The sequence below is a fragment of the Pseudomonas fluorescens group sp. PF-69 genome, from assembly GCF_054481235.1.
In genome coordinates, this window is sequence record NZ_JBTMNC010000001.1 from 2,680,777 (window position 1) to 2,706,111 (window position 25,335).

24 protein-coding genes, 1 pseudogene and 1 riboswitch are annotated in these 25,335 nt (G+C 60.2%); of the genes and pseudogenes, 15 read left to right on the forward strand and 10 right to left on the reverse strand.

The features are described 5' to 3' along the window. Positions 1-521: 521 nt before the first annotated feature. Complete coding sequence (locus ACX3YF_RS12425; protein WP_130208277.1) at positions 522-755, reverse strand: hypothetical protein; 234 nt, start codon at positions 753-755, stop codon at positions 522-524. 204 nt (positions 756-959) lie between these two features. On the opposite strand from ACX3YF_RS12425, the gene ACX3YF_RS12430 reads away from it, so the two are divergent. Continuing rightward, the gene (locus ACX3YF_RS12430) at positions 960-1,544 is read left to right on the forward strand and encodes a YajG family lipoprotein (protein ID WP_090325093.1); all 585 of its coding nucleotides are present in this window, start codon (positions 960-962) and stop codon (positions 1,542-1,544) included. A gap of 148 nt (positions 1,545-1,692) precedes the next feature. Here ACX3YF_RS12430 and ACX3YF_RS12435 read toward each other — a convergent pair whose 3' ends face one another. Further along, entirely contained in the window at positions 1,693-1,899 is a 207-nt protein-coding gene (locus tag ACX3YF_RS12435; RefSeq protein WP_047533094.1) for a hypothetical protein, read from the reverse strand. Between the two features lie 192 nt (positions 1,900-2,091). Between ACX3YF_RS12435 and ACX3YF_RS12440 the strand changes: the two genes are divergently transcribed. Next, positions 2,092-2,376, forward strand: coding sequence for a hypothetical protein (locus ACX3YF_RS12440; protein WP_130208275.1), 285 nt, complete (start codon positions 2,092-2,094; stop codon positions 2,374-2,376). Between the two features lie 76 nt (positions 2,377-2,452). Here ACX3YF_RS12440 and ACX3YF_RS12445 read toward each other — a convergent pair whose 3' ends face one another. Then, entirely contained in the window at positions 2,453-3,616 is a 1,164-nt protein-coding gene (locus tag ACX3YF_RS12445; protein WP_189340423.1) for a 1-acyl-sn-glycerol-3-phosphate acyltransferase, read from the reverse strand. A 142-nt stretch (positions 3,617-3,758) separates the two neighbouring features. Between ACX3YF_RS12445 and ACX3YF_RS12450 the strand changes: the two genes are divergently transcribed. Genes ACX3YF_RS12450 through ACX3YF_RS12460 form a run of 3 tightly spaced genes read left to right on the forward strand, consistent with a single transcriptional unit; the run spans position 3,759 to position 4,870 of the window. Continuing rightward, positions 3,759-3,941, forward strand: a complete 183-nt coding sequence (locus ACX3YF_RS12450; protein ID WP_130208271.1) for a CPXCG motif-containing cysteine-rich protein — start codon at positions 3,759-3,761, stop codon at positions 3,939-3,941. Between the two features lie 9 nt (positions 3,942-3,950). Then, on the forward strand, positions 3,951-4,211 hold the full coding sequence (locus tag ACX3YF_RS12455) for a putative signal transducing protein (RefSeq protein WP_090464998.1): 261 nt from the start codon (positions 3,951-3,953) through the stop codon (positions 4,209-4,211). A gap of 35 nt (positions 4,212-4,246) precedes the next feature. Continuing rightward, complete coding sequence (locus tag ACX3YF_RS12460) at positions 4,247-4,870, forward strand: SOS response-associated peptidase (protein WP_047533082.1); 624 nt, start codon at positions 4,247-4,249, stop codon at positions 4,868-4,870. A gap of 108 nt (positions 4,871-4,978) precedes the next feature. On the opposite strand, the gene ACX3YF_RS12465 is transcribed toward ACX3YF_RS12460, so the two are convergent. Beyond that, positions 4,979-5,821, reverse strand: a complete 843-nt coding sequence (locus ACX3YF_RS12465; RefSeq protein ID WP_458946224.1) for a methyl-accepting chemotaxis protein — start codon at positions 5,819-5,821, stop codon at positions 4,979-4,981. A 12-nt stretch (positions 5,822-5,833) separates the two neighbouring features. Continuing rightward, a pseudogene (locus tag ACX3YF_RS12470) lies at positions 5,834-7,120 on the reverse strand (methyl-accepting chemotaxis protein); the annotation flags it as partial. Between the two features lie 262 nt (positions 7,121-7,382). Between ACX3YF_RS12470 and ACX3YF_RS12475 the strand changes: the two are divergent. Beyond that, complete coding sequence (locus ACX3YF_RS12475; RefSeq protein ID WP_130208267.1) at positions 7,383-8,201, forward strand: M48 family metallopeptidase; 819 nt, start codon at positions 7,383-7,385, stop codon at positions 8,199-8,201. A 58-nt stretch (positions 8,202-8,259) separates the two neighbouring features. On the opposite strand, the gene ACX3YF_RS12480 is transcribed toward ACX3YF_RS12475, so the two are convergent. The 3 genes from ACX3YF_RS12480 to ACX3YF_RS12490 all read right to left on the reverse strand — a co-directional run bounded on the left by ACX3YF_RS12480 (position 8,260) and on the right by ACX3YF_RS12490 (position 11,097). Further along, on the reverse strand, positions 8,260-8,844 hold the full coding sequence (locus tag ACX3YF_RS12480) for a TMEM165/GDT1 family protein (protein ID WP_130208265.1): 585 nt from the start codon (positions 8,842-8,844) through the stop codon (positions 8,260-8,262). Between the two features lie 89 nt (positions 8,845-8,933). Next, positions 8,934-9,059: riboswitch (yybP-ykoY riboswitch) on the reverse strand. 40 nt (positions 9,060-9,099) lie between these two features. After that, positions 9,100-10,098, reverse strand: coding sequence for a class I SAM-dependent methyltransferase (locus tag ACX3YF_RS12485; protein WP_130208263.1), 999 nt, complete (start codon positions 10,096-10,098; stop codon positions 9,100-9,102). Between the two features lie 33 nt (positions 10,099-10,131). Then, on the reverse strand, positions 10,132-11,097 hold the full coding sequence (locus ACX3YF_RS12490) for a 2-hydroxyacid dehydrogenase (protein ID WP_130208261.1): 966 nt from the start codon (positions 11,095-11,097) through the stop codon (positions 10,132-10,134). A 92-nt stretch (positions 11,098-11,189) separates the two neighbouring features. Between ACX3YF_RS12490 and ACX3YF_RS12495 the strand changes: the two genes are divergently transcribed. Beyond that, entirely contained in the window at positions 11,190-11,819 is a 630-nt protein-coding gene (locus ACX3YF_RS12495; RefSeq protein WP_130208259.1) for a LysE family translocator, read from the forward strand. A 2-nt stretch (positions 11,820-11,821) separates the two neighbouring features. Here the strand turns inward: ACX3YF_RS12495 and ACX3YF_RS12500 are convergent, their stop codons facing one another. Continuing rightward, positions 11,822-12,592: an AraC family transcriptional regulator gene (locus ACX3YF_RS12500; protein ID WP_130208257.1), complete on the reverse strand. Its 771-nt coding sequence runs from the start codon at positions 12,590-12,592 to the stop codon at positions 11,822-11,824. 85 nt (positions 12,593-12,677) lie between these two features. Here ACX3YF_RS12500 and ACX3YF_RS12505 point away from each other — a divergent pair, with 85 nt between their 5' ends. The 7 genes from ACX3YF_RS12505 (at position 12,678) to ACX3YF_RS12535 (ending at position 23,854) form a co-directional block, all read left to right on the forward strand. Then, positions 12,678-13,862, forward strand: coding sequence for an MFS transporter (locus ACX3YF_RS12505; protein WP_130208255.1), 1,185 nt, complete (start codon positions 12,678-12,680; stop codon positions 13,860-13,862). Positions 13,863-14,006: 144 nt separating this feature from the next. Next, a complete protein-coding gene (locus ACX3YF_RS12510) occupies positions 14,007-15,689 on the forward strand; it encodes a fatty acid--CoA ligase (RefSeq protein WP_130208253.1) in 1,683 nt (560 codons plus the stop codon). A 339-nt stretch (positions 15,690-16,028) separates the two neighbouring features. Beyond that, entirely contained in the window at positions 16,029-17,915 is a 1,887-nt protein-coding gene (locus ACX3YF_RS12515) for a DUF1302 domain-containing protein (RefSeq protein ID WP_130208251.1), read from the forward strand. A 28-nt stretch (positions 17,916-17,943) separates the two neighbouring features. Continuing rightward, complete coding sequence (locus tag ACX3YF_RS12520) at positions 17,944-19,308, forward strand: DUF1329 domain-containing protein (protein ID WP_130208249.1); 1,365 nt, start codon at positions 17,944-17,946, stop codon at positions 19,306-19,308. A 245-nt stretch (positions 19,309-19,553) separates the two neighbouring features. Further along, positions 19,554-22,292: a LuxR C-terminal-related transcriptional regulator gene (locus ACX3YF_RS12525; RefSeq protein WP_130208247.1), complete on the forward strand. Its 2,739-nt coding sequence runs from the start codon at positions 19,554-19,556 to the stop codon at positions 22,290-22,292. A gap of 88 nt (positions 22,293-22,380) precedes the next feature. Further along, on the forward strand, positions 22,381-23,022 hold the full coding sequence (locus ACX3YF_RS12530; protein ID WP_130208245.1) for an MBL fold metallo-hydrolase: 642 nt from the start codon (positions 22,381-22,383) through the stop codon (positions 23,020-23,022). Between the two features lie 103 nt (positions 23,023-23,125). Further along, positions 23,126-23,854 carry an OmpA family protein gene (locus tag ACX3YF_RS12535; protein WP_130208243.1) on the forward strand — a complete coding sequence of 243 codons (729 nt, stop codon included), beginning with the start codon at positions 23,126-23,128 and terminating at the stop codon, positions 23,852-23,854. Positions 23,855-24,119: 265 nt separating this feature from the next. Here the strand turns inward: ACX3YF_RS12535 and ACX3YF_RS12540 are convergent, their stop codons facing one another. Next, the gene (locus ACX3YF_RS12540) at positions 24,120-24,554 is read right to left on the reverse strand and encodes a Z-ring associated ZapG family protein (RefSeq protein WP_047533043.1); all 435 of its coding nucleotides are present in this window, start codon (positions 24,552-24,554) and stop codon (positions 24,120-24,122) included. A 144-nt stretch (positions 24,555-24,698) separates the two neighbouring features. Between ACX3YF_RS12540 and ACX3YF_RS12545 the strand changes: the two genes are divergently transcribed. Beyond that, the gene (locus ACX3YF_RS12545) at positions 24,699-25,328 is read left to right on the forward strand and encodes an alpha/beta hydrolase (RefSeq protein WP_130208379.1); all 630 of its coding nucleotides are present in this window, start codon (positions 24,699-24,701) and stop codon (positions 25,326-25,328) included. Positions 25,329-25,335: the final 7 nt, after the last annotated feature.

Sequence of the window (25,335 nt, forward strand, 5' to 3'; positions counted from 1 at the left end):
TTTGTGCAACCAAATCCGTAGCGGACAGGCTTCAGGCTCCGGTGTTCGAGGAGTACTCGGTCCTGTGTCGTTGGGCTGTTGTAGACGCTAATGGTGCATGTTCAGACGCAAAACTATTCATTTGCTCGCCACACTCTTGTGAAGTTGTGAAAACCCGTTTTTTTCACGCTCTTTTGAAGACGTGAACCTCAAAAAAGGGCTGTCCCAGCCTGGCACCGTGCCCGGATGGCTTGCCGCCAGGGAAACCATGGCAGGCAAAACGGGCAAACAGCTCAGTGACCGAGCGTAATGACAGCTCTACAGATTCGCGGTAAGTGGAGGTTTTGCCGAAGAAAACAGCAAGCGCGCCAGCTTCACTCGATCTGTGTGGGCGGCTCTCTGTGGGCGGTGCGGGGTGCCAATACCTGGGCATTGACGATGCTGCGAGGCCCGATCAGGAGACGTCCTTATAATCGGGGGGAGATTGTATCTAAGAAATGCAGGGAAATGGTCGTGTTTAATGACTTTTATTAGGCGTCTGGTCAGGTCGTTAACAGTTGTTGCACCCGCGAACGGGATTGATGCTGACTGACGCGGGCGCCAGCGGGCAGAGGTCGGTGCAACCAGTTGAGGCGAATTTCTTCGATTTCGACCCAGCCATCGCCCATCGGTTGAAGGCTGCATTGCTTGAATGCCTGGCAATGGCCATTGCTGTCGAGCAGGGCAAAGCTGCGGTGGCGCGGACGTGGAGTGAACAACGAAACGAGAAAGCGCATGGCAGATTACCTTTTGGGTGGTTGCGGACAAAGATGACTTCCAGTCGTGACGCGCAAGTGAATGGCGGATGAAAAATGTATGACAGGAACCGCGTGGGCAAGGGTGTGTCAGAGATTTCAGTAATCGTTGCATGACCCTAGTTAGCCGCAGTGGCGCACCGCTATACTGCCGGCCTGTTTGTGCCTGATTCTGGAGAGAAGAGCATGTTGCAACGCCTGTTGTTCGGTTTGATCACTGTGACCAGCTTGACGCTGGTCGGCTGCGCCCACAGTCCGCAACAACTGAGTCCGGAACCCAAGCTCACCGCTCAACTGGCGCCGGTAGGCCACGGTCAGCCGGTGGTGGTGCGTGTAGTGGACGGCCGTCCGTCGCCGACCCTGGGCACCCGTGGTGGCCTGTACCCGGAAACCAGCGCGATTACCGTGCAAGGCCAGCAGATCCTGCCGAAGTTGCAGGCTCAGGCCGAAGCCGCCGTGCGCCTGCTGGGCTTCACCCCGACAGCCAACGCGATGAATGCGCCACAACTGACCGTGACCCTGACCGAGCTGAAGTATCAGTCGCCCAAAGAAGGCATGTATGTGACCGAGGCGACCATCGGCGCGACCTTCCGCTCCGATGTGCAGAACGCCAATCGTCGCTACAGCGGCCGTTATGGTTCATCCCTGGACCAGCGTTTCGGCATGGCGCCGAACCAGGAAACCAACACCAAGCTGGTCAGCGACGTGTTGAGCGATGCCTTGACCCGACTGTTCAAGGACCCGACCGTAGGTCAGATCCTCGGCGAGTAATGCGAGCCCTGTAGGAGCGAGCCCGCTCGCGATGGTCGTCAACGATTCCGCAGGAAATCTGATACCCCGCGGCGTCCTCAAGCCCATCGCGAGCAGGCTCGCTCCCACAAAGGCAACCGCTGGCGAGCCCCTGCAGGGGGACGTGGTATCAAGCCGCTTGCGAATAAAAGTCCAGCACACTCACACCCGTCAGCAAATCCGCTTCGGGCAAGTCCGCATGTTGATGGCCGCCCAGCGCGCAATACACCAGCCAATGGCGGTCCTGAACGTTGAAGGCGAGGCTGCCGACGAGGGCTTGTTGTTCGTCGCTGTGATTGATGAGGTAGAGTCGATCCTGGTTTTCTGCGTGCAACATGACACGGTCCCTGTCGGTTTCGAGGGGCGACAGACTGACCGATGCAGATGACGATGCCGTGACGCAGGACAACCGTTGGTCAAATGCTTGTTATTTGTCGGAAAGAACGGGCAGATGCCCAGGCTTTCGGTAGAATTCGCGCCGCGGTCGTCGGTTCGGCGTCTGCCACATCTGTTTCCCCCGAGGCCCATGATGTCGCTGCATTTGATGACGCTGCTTACCGCCCATCCCGCCAAATTGATCAATCTGCTGGCCTTGCTCTTTGCTTGCCCCGGCGGATGGCTGCTGCACGCGACCCGCCGCCGCGAGCAGCGCGCGATGGCCAACCTCGAGGCGCAGAGCCAGAGCCGTCGCATCGATGAGCCCATGTTGTTTCTTGATGGCGCGACCGTGCGCATGAACCGGTTTTTCTACAGCTTCGGTTTTGCCTGCCTGGGGTTGGCGTTGCTGGTGTCGTGGATCAGCACTCGAGTCTGAACCAGATGTAACCCGGTAGTGAGCAGAAAACAAAAACGGCGCCCCAAAGGCGCCGTTGTCGTATCCGCGAACTGCCTTACAGCGGCAATCCCGCCTTCACACGGTACTGATTGCGTACCGGCGTCGCATATTGCAGCACCAGGAAGGGGCGGTGCTCCTCGGGGCAGGCGTCCAGGCGCTGTTGCCATTGCTCCTGGGCCTTGGCCAGTTCATCGGCCGGGAACATCTTGGCGGCGCTCGGTACCTGTAATTGCGGGTCGGCGTCCTTCCATTGCGCATAGGCGAGGTAGTGCACCGGGAACAGGCGATAGCCACCGAGGATTTGCTTGTCCATTTCGACGGCCAGTTGCTTGGTGTCTTCGAACAGCTCGGTGATCGGTGCGGCAAAGTTCACATGGACCCGACCCTTGTAGCCGGTAATGCCCTTGGCGATGCTGACGTCGTCCTCGCCTGGCACTTTGGTGTAGCTGCCGGTGGTGGCTCGGATATAAAGCTCACGGGCCTTGGCCAGGTCGCACGGGTCGTATTCGTAGCTGATCGACACCGGCGTGAGGTTCAGCGAGCGAATGACTTCGCCAAACGGCTCGTCCTTGCGGCTCATGTGGAACATCTTGAGGATGGCCGACTCGGTACGGTCGTCGCCGTCCTTGGCCCGGCCCTCGGCCTGGGCGATCCAGATCGAGGCGCAATCGTTGCGGATCGAATGATTGATGTACGCGGACAGCAGTTGGTACGCCGCCATCTTCTCGCGGCGACCGCTGATCGAGCGGTGCACGATGAAGCTCTTGTTCAGGCGCATCAGGTCGCTGACGAAGGGCTTTTGCAGCAGGTTGTCGCCAATGGCGATGCGTGGGGTCGGCAGGCCGGCGTGGTACACGGCATAGTTGACGAAAGCCGGGTCCATCACGATGTCGCGGTGGTTGGCGATGAACACGTAGGCGCTGCCGGACTTGAACTGCTCGACGCCGGTGTACGTCACACCGTCCGTGGCCCTCTCGATGGTGTGGTCGACATACACCTCGACTTTGTCCTGCAACGAGGCGACCGAATTGACGCCGGCGAACTCACGGCGCAGCCGATGAGCTATAAGAGGTTTGAGCGCCCAGCCTAAAGCGCCAGCGAAACGCGGGAAGCGGAAGTGGGTGAGGATATCTAGAAACGCCTTGTCGCCGAGCAACCGTGCCAGCACCGCTGGGACTTCGCTGTCGTCGTAAGGTCGGATGGCATCGAATTCGCCCATCATGCTCTCTTGTTGGAAACGGCTAGGGTAAGTAAAGGTTTTGATCGAAAACCAACGGGGCACGGTCTGAAAAAGTAGTCAGACAAAAATAGCCCTGCAAATAGACCGGCGATTATACGCACAAGTCACCTGGGAGACCGCGATGCTGGAAACCGAGCATTATCAATGTCCGTATTGTGGTGAAGATTGCGAGGCGGTTCTGGACTTGTCTGGCGGCGATCAACAGTACATCGAGGACTGTCCGGTATGTTGTCGGCCGATTGTGTTCACGCTGCAAACCGATGGTCAGGAATGGATGCTCGATGTGCACGGCGAAGACGAGTGAGAGCCCTTTATGCAGCGCATCTATGAACCGGAAAACCTGATGGAAGGCGAGTTGCTGCAAAGCATGCTGGCCAGTGAAGGCATCGAGGCGCATCTGGTCGGTCGGGATCTGGTGGGCGGCACCGGCGAACTGCCGATCTTCGGCCTGCTGGGATTGGCGGTGGAGAACGATCAGGCGCAATACGCCCGGGAGCTGATCACCGCGTACAATGCCGCGCTGCCGCTGTCCGGCGATGAACCGGAAAGTTTTCCCGGCACGCTGGTCTGTTAGGCTGGCGTTCGTTTGATCAAGAGTCGTGTTGCCCCATGTGTGGACGTTATGCCCTGTTTCGCTGGAATCCCGCCTTCGCGGCCCTGCCCGGTTTTCCCGCCGATCAGCAGGCGCAGTGGAACATTTCCCCCAATGATTCGGTGTTGATGCTGCGTGCCGGTGCGGACGGTCAGCGCGAGTTGGCCCGTGCCCGTTGGGGCCTGACGCCGCCCTGGCTGACCGATCTGTCGCGCACCCCGGCCCACGCCCGCGCCGAAACCGTTGCCGAACAACCGATGTTTCGCCAGGCCTTGCGCGAGCGCCGCTGCCTGTTGCCGGCCAACGGTTTCTACGAGTGGCGCGGCACCACGCGCAAGCGCCCGTACTGGTTGACGCCGGGGGAAGGCTCATCGTTGTTTTTCGCGGCCATCTGGGAGGCGTATCCGGTGCAGGAACAGGTGTGGTTGAGTACGGCCGTGATTACCCAGCCGGCCGCCAGTCAGCGCCGACCTTTAATTCTCGATGCGGCGGCGCAGGACATCTGGCTCGATCCCGAAACGCCGTTGCATGCCTTGCAGGCGTTGCTGGCCAGCGAGCCCGCCGCCTTGCGCGAACGGGTACTGGCGAACATGGTCAATGACCCGAAACTCAATGGGCCGGAGTGTTTGACGCCGGGTTGAGTGCTTTGGTGGTTGGACCGGCCCCATCGCTGGCAAGCCAGCTCCCACAGTTTGTGAACACCACAGGTCTGTGTGGGAGCTGGCTTGCCAGCGATGAGGGTCGTCGGATCAAACCCTGAACTGATTGATCAACCGCCGCTGCTGCTCGGCCAGCTTGGTCAGATCCGCACTGGCCGCGCTCGATTCATCCGCGCCGCCGGCCACTTCATTGGCCACTTGACCGATGTTGATCACGTTCCGGTTGATGTCGTCGGCCACCGCACTTTGCTCCTCGGCGGCGCTGGCGATCTGGGTGTTCATGTCATTGATCACCGAAACCGCTTTGGTGATGGTTTCCAACGCTTCTGCCGCTTTTGCCGCGTGTTGCACGCTTTCGTCCGTGCGATTCTGGCTATCCTCCATGACCCGCACCACATCCCGCGTGCCTTGCTGCAACTGCTGAATCATGGTCTGGATTTCTTCCGTGGCTTTCTGGGTCTTCTGCGCCAGATTGCGCACTTCGTCAGCCACCACCGCGAAACCGCGCCCCTGTTCACCGGCCCGTGCCGCCTCAATGGCGGCGTTCAAGGCCAGCAGGTTGGTCTGCTCGGCGATCCCGCGAATGGCGGTGAGGATTGCGTTGATGTTCTCGCTGTCCTTGGCCAGGGTCTGTACGACACCGACCGCGCGGCCGATTTCCAGCGCAAGCGCGCCGATGGAGGTCGAGGTGTCGCGGACGATTTGCATGCCCTGGCTGGCAGCCTGATCCGCGTGGCTGGCGGCTTGCGCAGCCTGGGTCGCATTGCGCGCCACATCCTGGGCAGTGGCGGTCATTTCGTGCACCGCCGTGGCAACCTGGTCGATCTCGGCCATCTGCTTGTGCACCCCGGTGTTGGTGCGAATGGCGATGTCGGCGGTGTGTTCCGACGAATCGCTGACGCTCTGCACCGAGGCCACCACCTGCGTGATCATCGCCTGCAACTTGGCCAGGAAGGTGTTGAAGCCCTTGGCGATCGAACCCAGTTCGTCGGCACGGTCGCTGGTCAGACGGCGGGTCAGGTCGCCTTCGCCCTGGGCGATGTCGTCGAGCATGGCGACCATTTGCTTGAGTGGGCGAGCAATGCCGTGGCCCACCAGCCAGATCACCAGCAAGCCGATGCCGGCAATCAACAGGCCGACCATGGCCATGCCGAAGGTGTCGGATTTGCGTTGGGTATTGAGGTCAGCCTGAAGCTTTTGCAGATCAGCCATCACCGCGTCCAGCGGCAGTTGCAGCATCAGGGTCCAGCGCGCGTCGGTCTGGCCGATGCCGAAGGGCAGGTACAGCTCGATCCGGCCCTGGTTTTTGTCGACGGTATAGGTGACTTCGCCGCGCTTGAGATTGGCCATGTTGGCGATTTGCTTGCTGTCGAGGATGTCGCTGACCTTTTCGCCGAACTTGGTCGAGTCCTTGGTATAGGCGACGATCCGGCCGTTGCCGCCGATCAGGGCCATTTCACCGGCACCGCTGTAGAGCTTCTGGTTGGCGCCGAGCAGCATTTCCTGGATGAAGTTCACCGACAGGTCAGCGCCGACGATGCCCTGGAAGGCGCCGTTGAGCATGATCGGTTCGATAAACGAAGCGAGCATGACGATCTTGTCGCCGACCTTGTAGGGCGCCGGATCAATCACGCAGGATTTCCTGGTTTCCTTCGAGCACAGGTAGTACTCGCTGGCGCGCACGCCGGTGGACAGGGTTTTCTGGTCGTCGACGTCCACCAGTTTGTCCAGGCCGAGGCTGCCGTCCTCGTTGCGGAACCACCACGGCAGGAAGCGCCCGTTGGCGGGGTCGATGCCGACGACTTTGGTCCCGATGTAGGCCGCATCGTTGTGATCCAGCGCGTCCTTTTCCCAGCCGATGTAGGTGCCGAGGATTTTCGGGTTCCTGGCGACGTTTTCCTTGATCAGGCCGATCAACTGCTCACGGCTGAGGCTCAGCGAAGGCTGGCCATCGGCACCCTGCGTCCCGATGAGTGCGTTGACCCGCACCAGTCCGCCGGCGATCAGCAGTGGCGCTTCGAGTTCACGCTGAATCTGGCTGACCTGGGTTTGCGCCAGCGACGTCAGGCGTTGTTCGATCACCTGCTCGAATTGCGCCTGGGTCCGCTCCTGGACCATGTCTTGCGTCCGTGCCCCGGAAAACAGTGCATAAACAACCAGTGCTGCCACGACGCTTAGAACAATGGCACCGGCAAGGGCTGCCACGGAAAACTGGATTGACTTGAATTTCATGGGGGCTCCGCACGCGAAAAGACGACTGCGGTGGTGTATCGGCAGGAAGTAGAGCAGGCATTAGCAGACGTGGACGAAATGACTGTTTTGGCGTGTTCGAGGTCGTAAATGAACCAAGAGTGGTCGTGGCGTGCATCGGTTTGTGAATTTTTTTCCTGCAGCGGTGAGCGCTTTGCAAGAAATCAGCGTCTTACATCCGTTGTATCTGGCGTCGATACATTTGCGCGCATAGGATACGGGCATGTTTTTACGGAGTTTTTTGATGAACAAGACATGGGTGTTGTGTGGGCTGAGCGCGAGTCTGCTGCTGGCCGGGTGTCAGTCGGTCAACACGACCAGCGGCGGTGCTGTAGGCGTTGAGCGCAAGCAATACATGTTCAGCATGTTGTCCACCGATGAGGTTAATCAGATGTACGCCCAGTCTTATCAAAAGACGGTAGGCGAGGCGAGCACTCAGGGTGTGCTGGACAAGACCAGTAGCGATGCCAAGCGGATTCAGGCGATCTCCGATCGACTGATTGCCCAGGCTCCGGTGTTTCGTCCGGATTCGGCCCAGTGGAAGTGGGAAGTCAATCTGATCAAGAGCGATGAGCTCAACGCCAACTGCGGGCCGGGTGGCAAGATCATTTTCTACACGGGCCTGATGGACAGCCTGAAACTGACTGACGATGAAATCGCCGCCATCCTCGGCCATGAAATCGCCCACGCCCTGCGCGAGCACGGTCGCGAGGCGATGTCCAAGGCCTATGGCATCGAAATGGCCAAGCAGGGCGCCGGTGCCTTGCTCGGATTGAGTCAGGACAGCCTGGCGCTGGCCGACACCGTGGCCAACTACGGCATGACCTTGCCCAACAGCCGCGCCAATGAAAACGAGGCGGACTTGATTGGTCTCGAACTGGCCGCGCGCGCCGGTTACAACCCGAATGCCGCGATCACCCTGTGGAACAAGATGAGCAAGGCTTCGGAAGGTGCCCCGCCGGAGTTCATGAGCACCCACCCGGCTTCATCGAGTCGTATTGCGTCGTTGCAGGCGGCCATCCCGAAAGTCATGCCGCTTTACGAGCAGGCCAAGAAGTCCTGATCTTGCGGCAGTGATGATGTGGCGAGGGGGGGCAAGCCCCCTCGCCACAGGGTTGTGGTCAAACCCAGCCGCTGCTCTGCATCGCCTTGTACACCGCCACGATGGCGAGGATGAAAAAGGCCGAAGCCGCCAGCCGGCGAATCAGCGTCAGTGGCAATTTTTCAGCGGCAAAGTTACCTGCCAGAACCACGGGTACGTTGGCAATCAACATGCCCAGCGTGGTGCCGATGATCACCAGCCACAGCTCCGGATATTGCGCGGCGAGCATCACCGTCGCGATCTGAGTCTTGTCGCCGATTTCGGCGAGGAAGAACGCAATCAACGTGGTCAGGAACGGTCCGAACTTGCGGGCGGTGCTGGCTTCGTCGTCATCCATCTTGTCCGGCACCAGGGTCCACAGCGCAGTGGCGGCGAAGCTCGCCGCGAGGATCCAGTGCAGCATCGTATTCGAGAAGAAACTTCCCACCCAGGCGCCTACCGCGCCGGCTGCTGCGTGGTTGGCCAGGGTCGCGGCGATGATCCCGGCGATGATTGGCCAGGGTTTGCGGAAGCGAGCGGCGAGAATGAGCGCGAGCAGTTGCGTCTTGTCGCCGATTTCGGCCAAGGCAACGATTGCGGTAGGTACGAGTAGTGAATCCAGCATCAGGGGGTTTCCTAAGGGGCGGGTCGACACGGCTATGACACGTACAGCCTTCCCGCCCCGGGTAAGGTGTTCGTGTCATAGGTCTTGTCAAACCCCGGCGATCCATCTGATGTGGACGCTTGGGTCGCATACGCCATGGTCTGAGGACCAAGTATGTTGACGCATGCCGGACGAGCGTGGCGCTCGTGGGAGACTACTCCCCTAGGACGGAGCGGATTCTGCCTAGGCAAAATCCATTCGGCAAGCAGAAATTTCTTATCCGCGCTTGGCCCGGTAGATTCTGAAACCCTGTCCTTCGGCCTTGATCGCGCACACGCCCAGATGCTCTTCGATCAGTGGTTGATACTTCAGGAAGCTGTTCGCCACCAAGCGCAGTTCGCCGCCATTTTTCAGATGTTTGGCGGCTTTTCGCAGCAAGTTCTCGGTGGCGAAGTAGTCGGTATGGACACCCACATGAAACGGTGGATTGCTCAGGATTGCACTCAAGCCCATCGGTGCGGCATCGATGCCGTCACCGGTAATGACGTCTGCTTCCAGACCGTTGGCAGCCAGGGTCAAGCGACTGCTGGCGGCGGCGAACGCATCCACGTCCAGCAAAGTGACCTGGTTATGCGGGTAGCGACGTTTGACCGCCGCCCCCAGCACACCGGCGCCGCAGCCGAAATCCAGCAAATGGCCGCTTGGCAGTTTATCCAGATGCTCAAGCAACAGCGCGCTACCGCGATCCAGGCGACCATGGCTGAACACGCCCGGCAGGCTGATGACCTTGAGCGGGCCTTCCGCCAGCGGCAATTCGTATTCCTGGGCCAGGCTTTCCAGCGGTTTGGCTGCCGGTGCATTGACCACGGTGACTTGCCAGAGCTGGCAATGGCGCGCGCTGTCGAGCTTGCGTGGCTTGCCGAACGGGTTCAGTTGCTTGGCCGCCCCCTCGATACCGCTTTTTTTCTCGCCGACCAGAAACACCTCACGACCTTCCAGGCGCGAAGCCACGGCGTTGAGGATGTAGTCGGTCAGGTCCTTGGACTTGGGCAGGAACACCACCGCGCTGTCGAACTCGCGCTGCGGGACATTCACGCCAAAATGGCTGCGCTCGGCAAAGCGCGCATCCAGGGCCGCCTGGTCGCCGGCGTGCCAGCACCAGCCGTGAGCGGCCGGCAGGCGACCGAGCAAGTCGTCGGCGGGTAAACCGGCCAGCAGCACCGAACCCTGGAATAACTCGGCCTGACGAAGCAGTACTTCACTGCGCGGATCCATAACTGCTCCTGTGGAAAAAAGTGCCGCAGTTTATCAACTGACGACCCGCAGCGCCTTACCGCTGAAGTACGCCAGAGCGTTTTCCGTGACTTGGCCCACGATTCGTTGCCGCGCTTCGCGACTGCCCCAGGCGTTGTGCGGGGTGACGATCAGTCGCGGGATATCGTGGGCCAGCAGCGGATTGCCATGGGTCGGCGGTTCGACGCTCAGTACGTCGGTGGCGGCGCCACCCAGATGGCCGTTGCGCAAGGCATCGGCCAGCGCTTGCTCGTCGATCAGGCCGCCACGGGCGGTGTTGACCACGAAAGCGCCGGGTTTCATCGAGGCCAGTTCGCGGGCGCCGATGAAATGGCGGGTGTGTTCGTTGAGCGGGCAGTGCAGGGTCAGCGCGTCGATCTGCGGCAGCAGTTCTTCCAGCGGCAAGCGATCCGGGCGGGCAGGGCGGCCTGGAATCTGACCCAACAGCACGCGCATGCCAAAGGCTTCGGCCAGTCGCGCGACCGCGCCGCCGAGTTCGCCGTGACCGAGCAAACCGAGGGTTTTGCCTTCCAGTTCGACGATCGGGTAGTCCAGCAGGCAGAACTGCCTGGCTTGTTGCCAGCGGCCTTCACCGACAGCTTTCTGATAATCAGCCAGACGTGTGGCCAGGTTGAGCAACAACATGAGGGTGTGCTGGGCCACCGAAGGCGTGCCGTAGCCCTGGCAGTTGCAGACGGTAATCCCGTGGGCGCGGGCGGCAGCGAGGTCGACGTTGTTGGTGCCGGTGGCCGTGATGAGGATCAGCTTCAGCTCGGGGCTGGCGGCCATGGCGGCGGCGTCGATCCGGATTTTGTTGGTGATGGCGACGGTGGCGCCCTTGAGATGCTCGATCACCTGATCCGGCAGGGTCTGGGGGTATAGCTGCAACTCGCTGAAACAATCGCGCAACGGGCTGAGGTCGAGGTCGCCCAGATCCAGGGACGGGTGGTCGAGGAAAACGGCGCGGCGAATGTTCGTCATCAACTGTACCTTTTGTGCAATGAACTGAAAGCGTAATCTGCCGAGCCTACCAGATGAAACAACCAGTTACGCTTGTCCAAAAAGGAGCCTTCATGTACTGGACAGAGTTCTTGACCGTTGCCCTGATTCACCTGCTGGCCGTGGCCAGCCCCGGCCCGGACTTTGCTGTGGTGGTGCGTGAGAGTGTGACCCACGGTCGTCGTGCCGGCACCTGGACGGCGCTCGGTGTCGGCACCGCGATCTTCCTGCACGTCGGCTATTCGCTGCTGGGCATCGGCCTGATCGTGTCGCAGTCGATCGTGCTGTTCAATGCCTTGAAGTGGGCCGCCGCCGCTTACTTGCTCTACATCGGCTTCAAGGCCCTGCGGGCGCAACCGGCCAAACCGGTGGCGGATGATCTGCACAAGGAAGGGGGCGAACGCACGGCCCGTGGCGCCTTCACTTCGGGTTTCGTGACCAATGGCCTCAACCCGAAAGCCACGCTGTTTTTCCTGTCGCTGTTCACCGTCGTGATCAATCCTCACACACCGCTGATGGTGCAAGCCGGCTACGGAATTTACCTGGCCGCCGCGACCGCGACCTGGTTCTGCCTGGTGGCGATGCTGTTCAGCCAGCAACGTGTGCGTGCCGGTTTCGCCCGCATGGGGCACTGGTTCGACCGCACCATGGGCGCCGTACTGATTGCAATCGGTGTGAAACTCGCGTTTACCGAGATGCACTGATCCTACGTGGCGCCGAGTTCGCTCAGCTTGTTCAGGGTGTTCAGGTATTGCCGGGGATTTTCTCCCAGCAAACGACGGAACATCGCGCTGAACGCGCGGGCGCTGCCGTAACCCAGGTCCTGCGCGACGCTCTGCACGCTTTCCCCGGCGAGCAGACGGGGCAGGGCTTCCATCAAGCGCAGTTGCTGGCGCCAGTCATTGAAAGTCATCTTGAGCTGTTGCTGAAACAGTCGTGCCAGAGTGCGTGAACTGGCGCCGACCTGCTGCGCCCAGTCCTCCAGCGTGTTGAGGTGATCAGGTTTTTGCAGCAGTGCCAGACAGATGCTCTGCAAGCGCCGATCCTCGGGCATGGGTATGTGCAGCGCAAGGTTTTCCAGGCTGGCCAGCTCTTGCAGCATCAGTTGCTGAATCAGAGGATTTTCAGCGTGCTGCGGGCCTTGCACTGCCCGCACGATCAGCTCGCGCAGCAGCGGCGTGACCGCCAGTACACAGCACTGCTGCAGGTTCGCCGGCGACAGTTCGGCGTCGATGAAGAGCGAGCGCATGCGCACCTCCCCGGACATGAAAATCTCATGTTCCACCTTTGGCGGAATCCACACGGCGCGGGTCGGTGGAATGATCCACGCACCCTGCGCTGTCACCACTCGCATCATCCCGCACACGGCATACAGTAACTGCGCTTCGCGATGTTGATGAAGTTCCTGGTGTGCGCCATCCACGTAATCTCGCGGATAGGCACTGACCGGCCCGTGCTGGAAATGGCTGATTAACATGTCAGATCCGATGACTTTGTTGTCAGGAATGCGCTTTTTCGCCAACTTAGCATAGGTCGCTCACTCCAACGTAAAGCGTGCCGCGATGAACCAGTCCAGAAACGTAATCCGCTACATCAATGCCGCCCATGTGATCGACCACATGTTCATGCTCATATTTCCCGCCGCGGTGCTCGGCATGACGCAGGCGTTTGCCCTCGATTTCGCGGCGCTGATCGGCTTGTCCCTGGGCGGATTCATCGCCTTTGGCGCTTGTTCCTTGCCGGCCGGCTGGCTGGGGGATCACTGGAGCCGACGGCGAATGATGCTGGTTTTTTTCTTCGGCATTGGCGCTTCAGCGATTTTTACCGGCTTGAGTCACAGCGCCCCGATGTTGGTGCTGGGTCTGACGCTGATCGGGATGTTTGCAGCGATCTACCATCCGGTGGGCACCGCGATGCTGGTGGCCTACGCACAAAACCGTGGCCGGGAGATCGGCATCAATGGCATGTGGGGCAACCTGGGCGTGGCGTTTTCAGCGCTGATCACCGGGCTGCTGGTGGCGCATTTCGGCTGGCGTGCGGCGTTCATTCTGCCGGGTGTGGTGGCGATGGTACTGGGTGTCGGGTTCGCCTTGCAGGTGCGTGAGGAGCCTGTCCCCAAGCGTCCCCACACGCCGCTCAAAGGGGCGGGCGGTCAGCGAATCTCCATGGCGTTGGTGTTCGGCGTGCTGGCATTGGCCACGGCGACCGGCGGCGTGGTGTTCAACGCGACGACGATGACTTATCCGAAACTGTTCCAGGAGCGGTTGCACGAGTTGTTCGCTTCGCCGCAAACCTTGGGTGTCGTGGTCAGCCTGGCTTACGCCTTTGGCGCCGTGGCTCAGTTGAGCATTGGCCGGGTATTGCATCGCGTCAGTCTCAAGTGGCCATTCGTGGTGCTGACGATGTGCCAGGCACCGCTGCTCTTCGCACTCGCCTATGGCGAAGGCTGGGGCGTGATTGCGTTGGGGGCGGCGTTCATGTTCGTGGTGTTCGGCCAAGTCACGGTCAACGATGCGATGGTTGCCAATTTCGTTGCGCCTCAATGGCAATCACGGGTCTTTGCGTTGCGTTACTGCCTGTCTTTCGGCGCCAGCGCCACCGCCATCCCTCTGATCTCTTACGTCGAACCGCTCCAGGGATTGGTCGGGCTCTATCTGATTTTGGCGGCGATTGCGGCATTGACCTTCGTCGCGGCCCTGGTCTTCCCGCGCACGCCCTCGGAGGCTTTGGCAGGACAAACGGCCTGAGCGCTGTGCATACCGACAAATGCTGGCGCAACGCTAGCATTTGTGCGGCTCTGCAAATCATTCCTTTGGCTGATTTGGCTGGCGATCAAGGGCACTAGAGTGCTTACTTTCAGCCACGACCGTGCAGTCAGAAAAGGGATTCTTATGTTGCAGACTCGCGTTATCCCCCCAGCCGAAGGCGCTTACCAGTATCCGCTGCTGATCAAACGGCTGCTGATGTCCGGGGCGCGCTATGAGAAAACGCGCGAGATCGTTTACCGCGACCAGTTGCGCTACAGCTATCCGACCTTGATCGAACGGGTCGCGCGGTTGGCCAATGTGCTGACAGAGGCCGGGGTCAAGCCTGGGGACACCGTGGCGGTGATGGATTGGGACAGCCATCGTTATCTGGAATGCATGTTTGCCATTCCGATGATCGGCGCGGTCATCCACACCATCAACGTGCGCCTGTCGCCGGAACAGATCCTCTACACCATGAACCACGCCGTGGACCGCTTTGTACTGGTCAACAGCGAGTTCGTGGGGCTGTACAACGCGATTGCCGGGCACCTGACCACGGTCGAGAAAACCCTGCTGCTGACCGACCTGCCGGAAAAGACCGCCGACCTGCCGAACCTGGTCGGCGAGTACGAGCAACTGCTGGCGGCTGCGAGCCCGCAATACGACTTCCAGGATTTCGACGAAAACTCGGTCGCAACGACCTTCTACACCACCGGCACCACCGGTAATCCCAAAGGCGTGTACTTCAGCCATCGACAACTGGTGCTGCACACCATGGGCGTGTCGACCATCATGGGCGCGATCGACAGCGTGCGCCTGCTGGGCACCAGCGACGTGTACATGCCGATCACGCCGATGTTCCATGTGCATGCCTGGGGCCTGCCCTATGTGGCGACCATGCTCGGGCTCAAGCAGGTTTATCCCGGGCGCTATGACCCGGAGTTTCTGGTGGAGCTGTGGCGCAAGGAAAAGGTCTCTTTCTCTCATTGTGTGCCGACCATCCTGCAAATGGTCCTCAATGCCAAGGCGGCGCAAAACACCGATTTCGCTGGCTGGAAAATCGTCATCGGCGGCAGTGCACTCAATCGTGCCCTGTACGAAGCGGCGAAGGCCAAGGGCATTCAGTTGACGGCCGCTTATGGCATGTCGGAAACCGGGCCACTGGTCTCCTGCGCGCACCTCAACGACGAGTTGATGGCCGGCAGCGAAGACGAACGCACGACTTATCGGATCAAGGCTGGCGTACCGGGGCCACTGGTGGAAGCGGCGATCATCGACACCGATGGCAATTTCCTGCCCGCCGATGGCGAGACCCAGGGCGAGCTGGTGCTGCGTGCGCCATGGCTGACCGAGGGGTATTTCAAAGAGCCGCAGAAGGGCGCCGAGCTCTGGGCCGGGGGCTGGCTGCACACGGGTGACGTGGCGACCCTGGACAGCATGGGCGTGATCGACATTCGCGACCGGATCAAGGACGTGATCAAGACCGGCGGTGAGTGGGTGTCCTCCCTGGACCTCGAAGACCTGATCAGTCGCCATGCGGCGGTACGCGAAGTAGCAGTGGTGGGCATTGCCGATCCGCAATGGGGCGAGCGGCCGTTTGCCTTGCTGGTGGTCCGCGAAGGCCATGTTATCGATGCCCGGGAACTCAAGGAACACCTCAAGCCATTCGTGGAACTGGGGCACCTGAGCAAGTGGGCGATCCCGAGTCAGATCGCCCTTGTTACTGAAATTCCCAAGACCAGTGTCGGCAAGCTCGACAAGAAGCGAATTCGCGTCGATATCACTGAATGGCAAGCCAACAACAGTACCTTCCTTTCCACGCTTTAAGCGTGTTCCGGCGTGCCCAAAAGGGCACGCCGGCCCCACCAAGCAAGCGCTTGGCTTGTCAAATCAGAAAATTAAGCCATCCTTGCCCTGCCGACGGGCGTCGGTCTGGCAAAAGGACTGTTCCAGAGTGGCTGACAGGTGCAAATCACACTTTAGAGGGATCAAGCACTACTACCTGCTGGCTATAGTCCGCTCAAGGATTTTTAAGAACGGAGCAAACGCACAAAACGGGGCGATGCAATTTTGGAATGACTTCGGGATGCCTTGGCTCCCCGTCATCCACAACGTTTTTAGAAGTGCTCACTGCCATAACAATAAAATGCACATGGAGTAGCGTCGATGACATCAGTAAATCAGTTCTGGCGCCGGGCAAAACTGCCTCTGGCCGTCAGTCTTGCCTCTACGCTCGCCGGGCCAGCATTCGGCGTCAGTTTCAACGTTGGTGAAATCGAAGGCCAGTTCGACTCGTCCCTGTCCATTGGTGCCAGTTGGTCTACCCAGCAGCCGAACAAGAACCTCATCGGCGTCAACAACGGCGGCCATGGCTTGTCCCAGACTTCCGATGACGGTCACCTGAACTTCAAGAGCGGGGAAACCTTCTCGAAGATCTTCAAGGGCATCCACGACCTGGAACTGAAGTACGGCGATACCGGTGTCTTCGTCCGTGGCAAATACTGGTACGACTTTGAATTGAAGGACGAGAGTCGTCCGTTCAAGGACATCAGCGACGACAATCGCAAGGAAGGCGCCAAGTCCGCTGGTGGCGAGATCCTCGATGCCTTCGTTTATCACAACTATTCCATTGCCGATCAGCCAGGTTCCGTGCGTCTGGGCAAGCAGGTGGTGAGCTGGGGTGAAAGTACCTTCATCGGCGGCGGCATCAACTCCATCAACCCGATCGACGTGTCCGCGTTCCGTCGTCCGGGTGCCGAGATCAAGGAAGGCCTGATCCCGGTCAACATGTTCTACGTGTCCCAGAGCCTCACCGAAAACCTGTCGGCCGAAGCGTTCTACCAGCTGGAATGGGACCAGACCGTCGTCGACAACTGCGGCACCTTCTTCTCCCAGCCGGACATCATCGCCGACGGCTGCGACAACAACCTGCGTGTGCTGAACAAACGTTCGACCATTCCGGCCGCGGCCTTGCCTACGCTGACCCGACTGGGCGTCGACGTCGACAACGAAGGTGTGCTGGTGCGTCGTTCCGGCGACCGCGATGCACGGGACAGCGGCCAATGGGGCGCGTCCTTCAAATACATGTTCGATCCGCTGGACACCGAATTCGGTGCCTACTTCATGAATTACCACAGCCGTGCGCCGATCTTCAGCGCCACCGGTGCTCCGGCGTCGACCTTTGCCGGGGTCAGGGCGCTGCCGGCGCAGTTGCAGGCGCTGGCGCCGCTGATTGTCGCGGGTAACTCGAGCTACTTCGTCGAATATCCGGAAGACATTCGCCTGTACGGCTTGAGCTTCTCCACCACCCTGCCTACCGGCACGGCGTGGAGCGGTGAAGTCAGCTACCGTCCGAACGCACCGGTGCAGCTCAACTCCACCGACATCCTGTTCGCCGGCGTACGTCCTTTGGGCGGCTCGCTGACCAACGCTTCGCTGCTTTCCGCTCCACCGGGCTCGGATCTGCACGGCTATCGTCGTAAGGAAATCACCCAGTTCCAGACCACCCTGACGCACTTCTTCGATCAGGTCATGGGCGCCAGCCGTCTGACCCTGGTCGGTGAAGTGGGCGTGACCCACGTCGGCGGCCTGGAAAGCACCTCCGACGTCCGCTACGGCCGTGATCCGGTCTACGGGCCTGGCGAGCTGCCTGCCACCGGCGGTCAGAACACCTGCGTGGCGCTCAACACCAGCACCATCAACGGTGCAGGTCCAGGTGCTGCTACCAACAACCTCAGCCGCAATTGCAACGATGACGGCTTCACGACAGCCACTTCCTGGGGTTATCGCGGTCGGGCCATTTGGGAATACAACGACGTGTTCGCCGGTGTGAACCTCAAGCCGAACGTCGCCTGGTCCCATGACGTGAGCGGTTACTCCCCTGGCCCTGGCGGCAACTTCGAGGAAGGTCGCAAAGCGGTCAGCCTGGGTCTGGACGCCGAGTACCAGAACACCTACACCGCGAGCCTGGCTTACACCAACTTCTTCGACGGCAAGTACACCACCGTGGATGACCGCGACTTCGTTGCGCTCAGCTTCGGCGTGAACTTCTAAGCACTGTATTTTCAGGACGAACGCACATATGAAAATAACAAAGAGTCTGTTCCACGCCGGTGTTCTGGGGCTTTCGCTGCTGGCGACCAGTGTCATGGCGGCGGTCCCGGCAGCCGAGGCGGACAAGCTGGGCAAGAGCCTGACCCCCATGGGGGCCGAAATGGCGGGTAACGCCGACGGTTCGATCCCGGCCTGGAAACCCATGCCGAAGAACGCCGGTTCCGTCGACAGCAAAGGTTTCCTGTCCAATCCGTACGCCAGCGAAAAACCGCTGTTCATCATCACGGCGCAGAACGTCGAGCAGTACAAGGACAAACTCGCCCCGGGCCAGTACGCGATGTTCAAGCGTTACCCGGAAACCTTCAAGATGCCGGTTTACCCGTCCCATCGTGGCGCTACCGTGCCGGATGACGTGTTCGCCGCCATCAAGCGCAACGCCACCAATACCAATCTGGTATCCGGCGGTAACGGTCTGGAAAACTTCGAGACCGCAGTGCCGTTCCCGATTCCGAAAAGCGGCGTTGAAGTCATCTGGAACCACATCACCCGCTATCGCGGCGGCAGCGTAACCCGCCTGGTCACCCAGGCTACGCCGCAGCCAAACGGTTCGTTCAGCCTGGTGTACTTCCAGGACCAGTTCGTGTTCCGCGACAAGATGAAGGACTACGACCCGAAAAACCCGGGCAACATCCTGTTCTACTTCAAGCAGAAAGTGACCGCTCCGGCACGTCTGGCCGGTGGTGTGCTGCTGGTGCACGAAACCCTCGACCAGGTTAAGGAACCGCGTTCGGCGTGGGTCTACAACGCCGGTCAGCGCCGTGTGCGTCGTGCGCCGCAAGTGTCCTATGACGGGCCGGGTACCGCAGCCGATGGCCTGCGCACCTCCGACAACCTGGACATGTACAACGGTGCGCCGGATCGTTACGACTGGAAACTCGAAGGCAAGAAAGAGATGTACATCGCCTCCGACGCCTACAAGCTCGACGACCCGAGTCTGAAGTACACCGACATCATCAAGGCCGGTCACATCAACCAGGACCTGGCGCGTTACGAGCTGCGTCGCGTCTGGCATGTGGTTGCCACCTTGAAGGAAGGTCAGCGCCATATCTATGCCAAGCGTGACTTCTACATCGACGAAGACACCTGGCAAGCAGCGGTGATCGATCACTACGATGGTCGTAACCAACTGTGGCGTGTCGCCGAGGCTCATGCCGAGAACTACTACGACAAGCAAGTACCGTGGTATGCCCTGGAAGCCTTGTACGACCTGCAATCGGGCCGTTACCTGGCATTGGGCATGAAGAACGAAGAAAAGTCTGCGTACGACTTCGGCTTCACGGCCACCACCAGCGACTTCACCCCGGCAGCCTTGCGTCAGGATGGTGTTCGCTAACGTGCACTGAACAGAGGCCGCATCCTCTAGAAACGCCCCGACTGGTTCGGGGCGTTTTTTTTGTGCGTTGATAAAGCTGGCGGCCTCATTTCAATGTCCGAGCCATCGAGTGAAACGAGGCTGTGATCTTTTGTTCGTAGACTTTTTGTAGTCATTTGTAGCAATAACCTTCATAACCACTTCGTTTACCGCTAGTCTGCGGACATCTGCAACGCCGCCATTCGCAATTCAAACAAGAGCCGGCCATGACTGATCTGTTCCCTCCACCAGGCCCTGCAAGCGTTGCCGTCGCCACGCTGGCCGGGCGTTTTTTCCGACCACCCTTGCCCGACGGCCATGTGCTGCGGCCTCGTCTTTGCGAGCGTCTGAGTGCCGGGCTCAATGGTCGGCTGTTACTGGTCAGTGCACCGGCAGGGTTCGGGAAAAGTTCGTTGGCGGTGGAGTTCTGTCAGTCGCTGCCGGTCCATTGGCAAAGCCTTTGGCTGGGATTGAGTCCGCGAGACAGTGATCCGGGTCGATTCCTCGAACGCTTGCTCGAAGGCCTTCAGGACTATTTTCCGCAACTGGGCAGGCAGTCCCTGGGGCTGTTGAAGATGCGCCAGCGGCATCAGCCGTTTGCTTTCGAGGAATGGCTGGACGGCTTGCTCGACGAGCTGGCGGTACACCTTTCGACAGCGACGCCGCTGTTACTCGTGCTCGATGACTATCATCTGGCCCAGGGGCCGGTGCTTGATCGCTGCCTGCAGTTTTTCCTCAATCATTTGCCCGACGGCTTGCTGGTCATGGTCACCAGTCGCCAGCGCCCTGACTGGCATCTGGCGCGGCTGCGCTTGTCGCGGCAACTGCTCGAGCTGAATGAACAGGACTTGCGCCTGACCCACGACGAAGCCTTGACCCTGCTCGACCGGCACAGCAGCTCATTGCGCGGTGAGGCCCTGGAAAGCCTGATCCAGCGCAGCGAAGGTTGGGTTGCCGGGTTGCGCTTCTGGTTGCTGGCGGCCTCGGAGGCCGGCAGCCAAGGAGCATTGCCCCAGGCGCTGCACGGCGGAGAGGGACTGATCCGCGATTATCTGCTTGAAGAAGTGATCGATTGCCTGCCCGCCGAGGTTCAGTCCTTCCTTTACGACACGGCGCCCCAGGAACGTTTTTGCAGCGAGCTGTGCGACGCCATTCGCGACGCGCATGACAGCGCCGAGATCCTGCGCTTTCTGGCGGCGCACCAGGTTTTCCTGGTGCCGCTGGACGAACACGGCCACTGGTATCGATATCACCACCTGTTCTCCGATCTGCTGCGCACGCGGCCTACCGCACAGCCAGTGGTGCCGGCCGCGAGCCTGCACCTGCGTGCCTGTCGCTGGTTCAATGCCCAGGGGTTGCTCGACGAAGCAGTGGAGCAGGCCTTGCGCGCCGGACACCTGGATGTGGCGGCGAACCTGGTACAAAACCTTTCCGAAGAGCAATTGCTGGCCGAGCAAAACGTCGGCATGTTGCTGCGCTGGAAAATGGACTTGCCCGACAGTCTGCTGATCAGCACGCCGCGTCTGATCGTGCTCTACAGCTGGGCGTTGGGGCTGGCCTGTCAACTGGATGCGGCCGAGGAGCTGTCGAGCCATTTGAGTCGCTTCCTGCCGGCCCCGTCGGCCACCGCGCAGAAATCCATGCTGGCACAGTGGCTGGCACTGAGCGGGATCATCGCTCGCGGGCGCGGCAACCGCGAACTCACGCTGCTCTATTGCAGCGAGGCGCTGGAAAGCCTTCCGTGCAAACGCTACGGACAGCGGTTGATGTGCCTCTCGACCCTGTCCAACCTCGCCATCGCCGATGGCGACTTGTGGCGCGCACGCGAGTTGAACCGGGATTCTCTGGAGTTGGCACAGCGGGTTGGCAATCCGTTGTTCGAAGCGCTGGCCCACTACGACCGCGCCCGTGTGCTGCAGGCGCGCGGGGAAATCCTTCGTTCGCTGGATGAAGTCCGTCAAGGATTGCAACGTCTGCAAGGTTTATCTCCGCAACGGCTTTATGCGGTACGCGCGAGACTGGCCTTGTACGAAGGATTTCTGCTGGCGCAGCGCCTGCAACCACAAGCGGCGAAGGTGCGGTTGCAGGTCGGGTTGAGCGAGGCACGTGCCTGCCGCGACATCAGCGTGCTGATCGGCCACTGCGTGATCGCGCGGCTGGAAGGCAGCAGTGGCGAGTTCGCCAAGGCCTTTGCCGAGCTGGCCGAAGCCGAACGGCTGATGCACATTTGGGACGTGCCGCCCATCTACTATCTGGCGATGATCACGCTGGTCAAATGCGAACTCTGGCTGGCCCAGGGCCGCACCGATCTGGCCGAAGCATGGCTGACGAGATTGAGTCAGACCTACAACGGCGAACACCCGGCGGCGCCTCCGGAATTCCACCCGCAACTGCCACTGCACATCGAGCTGCAGCAAGCTTTGCTGGAGGTTATTCAGGGCCAACCGATGCTGGCCGAGGGGCGTTTGAATGCTTTGCTCGAACGTGGTCAGCAAACCGGTCGGCAGTTGCTCAGTACGATGGCACTGACACAAATAACCTCGTTGTTGCTGAGCACTGGACGCGAACCCGAGGCTCGCAAGGCCTTGGGCCAGGCGTTAGAGGCGGCTGCCGGTGGCGTGCTGCAACCGTTCGACAGGTTGTTGGCCGAGCACCCGGACTGGCTGCGTGGACAGCTTCAACTCTGTGCGCCGACGACCGTTTGCCAGGACCTGGCGGAGAAACTTCCGACGCCGGTGGTCCGCCCGGCGCTGGAATCCACCGCAGCGGCAGAACAGCTCAGTACGCGGGAACTGTCTGTGCTGCGCCTGATCGCCCAAGGCTGTTCGAACCAGGAGATCAGCGATCAGCTGTTTATTTCCCTGCACACGGTCAAAACCCACGCCAGCCACATCAACAGCAAGCTCGGGGTGGAGCGGCGTACGCAGGCGGTTGCACGGGCGAAGGAGCTGGGCGTGTTGGGTTAAGGGTGAAACTAAAGTTACACAGGGCGGCAAATTGCCGGGCGCCGATTTGTGCGAACATTACCCATCCCTGTTGATTGAGCCCTCTGCGATGTCCCGGCCAGCCACCCTCATTCGAGAAACCTTCCCTGTCGGTCCTTTGCAGTGCAACTGCACGATCATCGGCGATCCGGTAACGAAAAAGGCCATTGTCGTCGATCCGGGAGGCAACCATGAGTTGATCCTGGCTCGGCTCGATGCATTGGGCCTCAAAGTGGTCAGCATCATTCACACTCACGCGCATCTCGATCACTTCCTGGCCTCCGGTCAGTTGAAGGAGAAAACCGGCGCCACCTTGCACCTGCACAAAGAAGATCAATTCCTCTGGGACAATCTGGAGATGCAGTGCCAGATGTTCGGCGTGCCCTACACGCCAGTGCCATCACCGGACCGCTGGCTGGCCGATGATGAAGAATTGGCTTGCGGTTGCGGTGTGGCGCTGCACACGCCCGGGCATACGCCGGGTTCCATGAGCTTCTGGTTTTCCGACGCGAAGCTGTTGATTGCCGGCGATACCCTGTTTCGTCGCGGAGTGGGGCGCACGGATTTGTGGGGCGGCGATCAGGCAACTATCGTGCGCTCGATCAAGCAGCGTCTGTACACCCTCGACGAGGAGGCCACCGTGGTAGCCGGGCATGGTCCCGACACCCGACTTGGCGATGAAATGCGCGAAAATCCTTTTGTTCGGGCTTGAATTGTAACGGGCGGAATTTTTGTCCAGCGAGACGATCCAACGCCCGCAATGGTTCGATGCTTAAGTTCGTTGCACCACAGAATGTAAAAAGTAGGAGCTCTACATGTTCACCACGCGTCGTTTGATTATTGTTGCTACAGCCGTGGCGCTGTTGTCCGGTTGTGCCTCGCCCAACCCGTACGACAACCAGGGGCAGGCGGATGGTGGCTCCACGGGTATGAGCAAAACCGCCAAATACGGTGGTCTCGGCGCTCTGGCAGGTGCTGTGGCGGGTGCGGCCATCAACCACGATAACCGTGGTAAAGGGGCATTGATCGGCGCGGCTCTGGGCGGTGCCTCCGCTGCCGGTTATGGCTACTACGCCGACCAGCAGGAGAAAAAACTGCGGGCCAGCATGGCCAACACCGGTGTTGAAGTGCAGCGCCAGGGCGATCAGATCAAGCTGATCATGCCGGGTAACATCACGTTCGCCACCGATTCGGCGAACATCGCCCCGAGCTTCTACCAGCCACTGAACAACCTGGCCGGCTCGCTGAAAGAGTTCAACCAGAACCAGATCGAGATCGTCGGTTATACCGATAGCACCGGCAGCCGTCAGCACAACATGGACCTGTCCCAGCGTCGTGCGCAGAGTGTGGCGACCTACCTGACGTCGCAAGGCGTGAGCGGTGCCAACCTGAGCGCCCGTGGCGCCGGGCCGGATAACCCGATTGCCAGCAACGGCGACGTCAATGGCCGTGCACAGAACCGCCGTGTCGAGGTCAACCTCAAGGCGATTCCGGGTCAGCAGTATGGCGGCCAGCAACAAGGCACCGTCCAGCAATACCCTTGATCGCCTGACTGAACCCCAGGTGTGAAAGAGCCGCCCGATCCTTAAAAGATCGGGCGGTTTTTTTTTGTCGTTGATTCCGGCCCCATCGCGAGCAGGGTCGCTCCCACAATTGATCTTCAATCGACACAGATCCTGTGATCGAAGACGAGCCCTGTGGGAGCGAGCCTGCTCGCGATGGGGGCAGACCGGGCAAAGAAGCGTTCAACAACAAAAAAAGCCCTCGGACAATCACTCGTCCGAGGGCTTTTTCACGTCTGGGACCTGATTACTTCTTCAGGCCGTAATGCTCGTCGAGCATGCCCGGTGCGTTCGGGGCTTTAGGCGCGTAGTCACGCGGTGGTTCCTGATTGCGCGGCGGCGTCAGGCGTTCCCGTGGAGCCTGCGCCGCGTCGGCGTGCAGGGAGGCCAGCAGGCGTTGGCGGGTCTGCTCGTCCAAGGCCAGGCGGTTGGCGCCTTCGGCGAGATGATCCTGCACTTCCTGGTAGCTCTGAGTCAGTTTCTTGACCAGTGTTGCAGTGCTGTTGAAGTGGGTCACCACCTCATTCTGATAACTGTCGAAACGTTCCTGAATATCGTCCAGCTGACGTTGCGTGCTGCTAGGCGCGGCATTCGGCGCAAGGCGAGCGATCAGGAATCCAATGGCGACACCCACAACCAGGGCAAGAGTCGGCAACAACCAAACTAAGAGCGAGTGTTCCACGAGTCCTTCCTCTATAAACGGCTTTGCTTTACGTTAACGGCTCGAACCTGCGCTGTATACCGCGATTCACTCGCAATAGACAGCTACAGACAATTTGCTAGACGAGTCGACCCGATTCGAGGTCACGGAGTTCCTTCCTTGCTTATGCGTGAAACCCCTGTAGTGATTGATGGCCCGGTCGGTCAACTGGAAGCACTTTACCTGGATAACGAGCAGCCGCGCGGCCTGGCGCTGATCTGCCATCCGAACCCGGTGCAGGGCGGCACCATGCTCAACAAAGTGGTCTCGACCCTGCAGCGCACCGCGCGCGATGCCGGTTTGATTACCCTGCGTTTCAATTACCGTGGCGTCGGTGCCAGCGAAGGCACCCACGACATGGGCACCGGTGAAGTCGATGATGCCCAGGCCGTGGCCAACTGGTTTCGAGCCAAACACCCGGACTTGCCGCTCAACCTGTTCGGTTTCTCCTTCGGCGGTTTTGTCGCCGCCAGTCTCGGTGGGCGCCTCGAAGCGCAGGGCGAACAGCTCAAACACCTGTTCATGGTCGCACCGGCGGTCATGCGTCTGGGCGATCAGCACTCGTTGCCTCAGCACGGCGAACTGACCCTGATCCAGCCGGAAACCGACGAAGTCATCGATCCGCAGCTCGTTTACCAATGGTCCGACAAGCTCGAACGTCCCCATGAGCTGCTGAAAGTGGCAGAATGCGGACACTTTTTTCATGGCAAGCTGACCGATCTCAAGGATCTGATCCTGCCGCGTCTTTCGAAATGATTGCAGT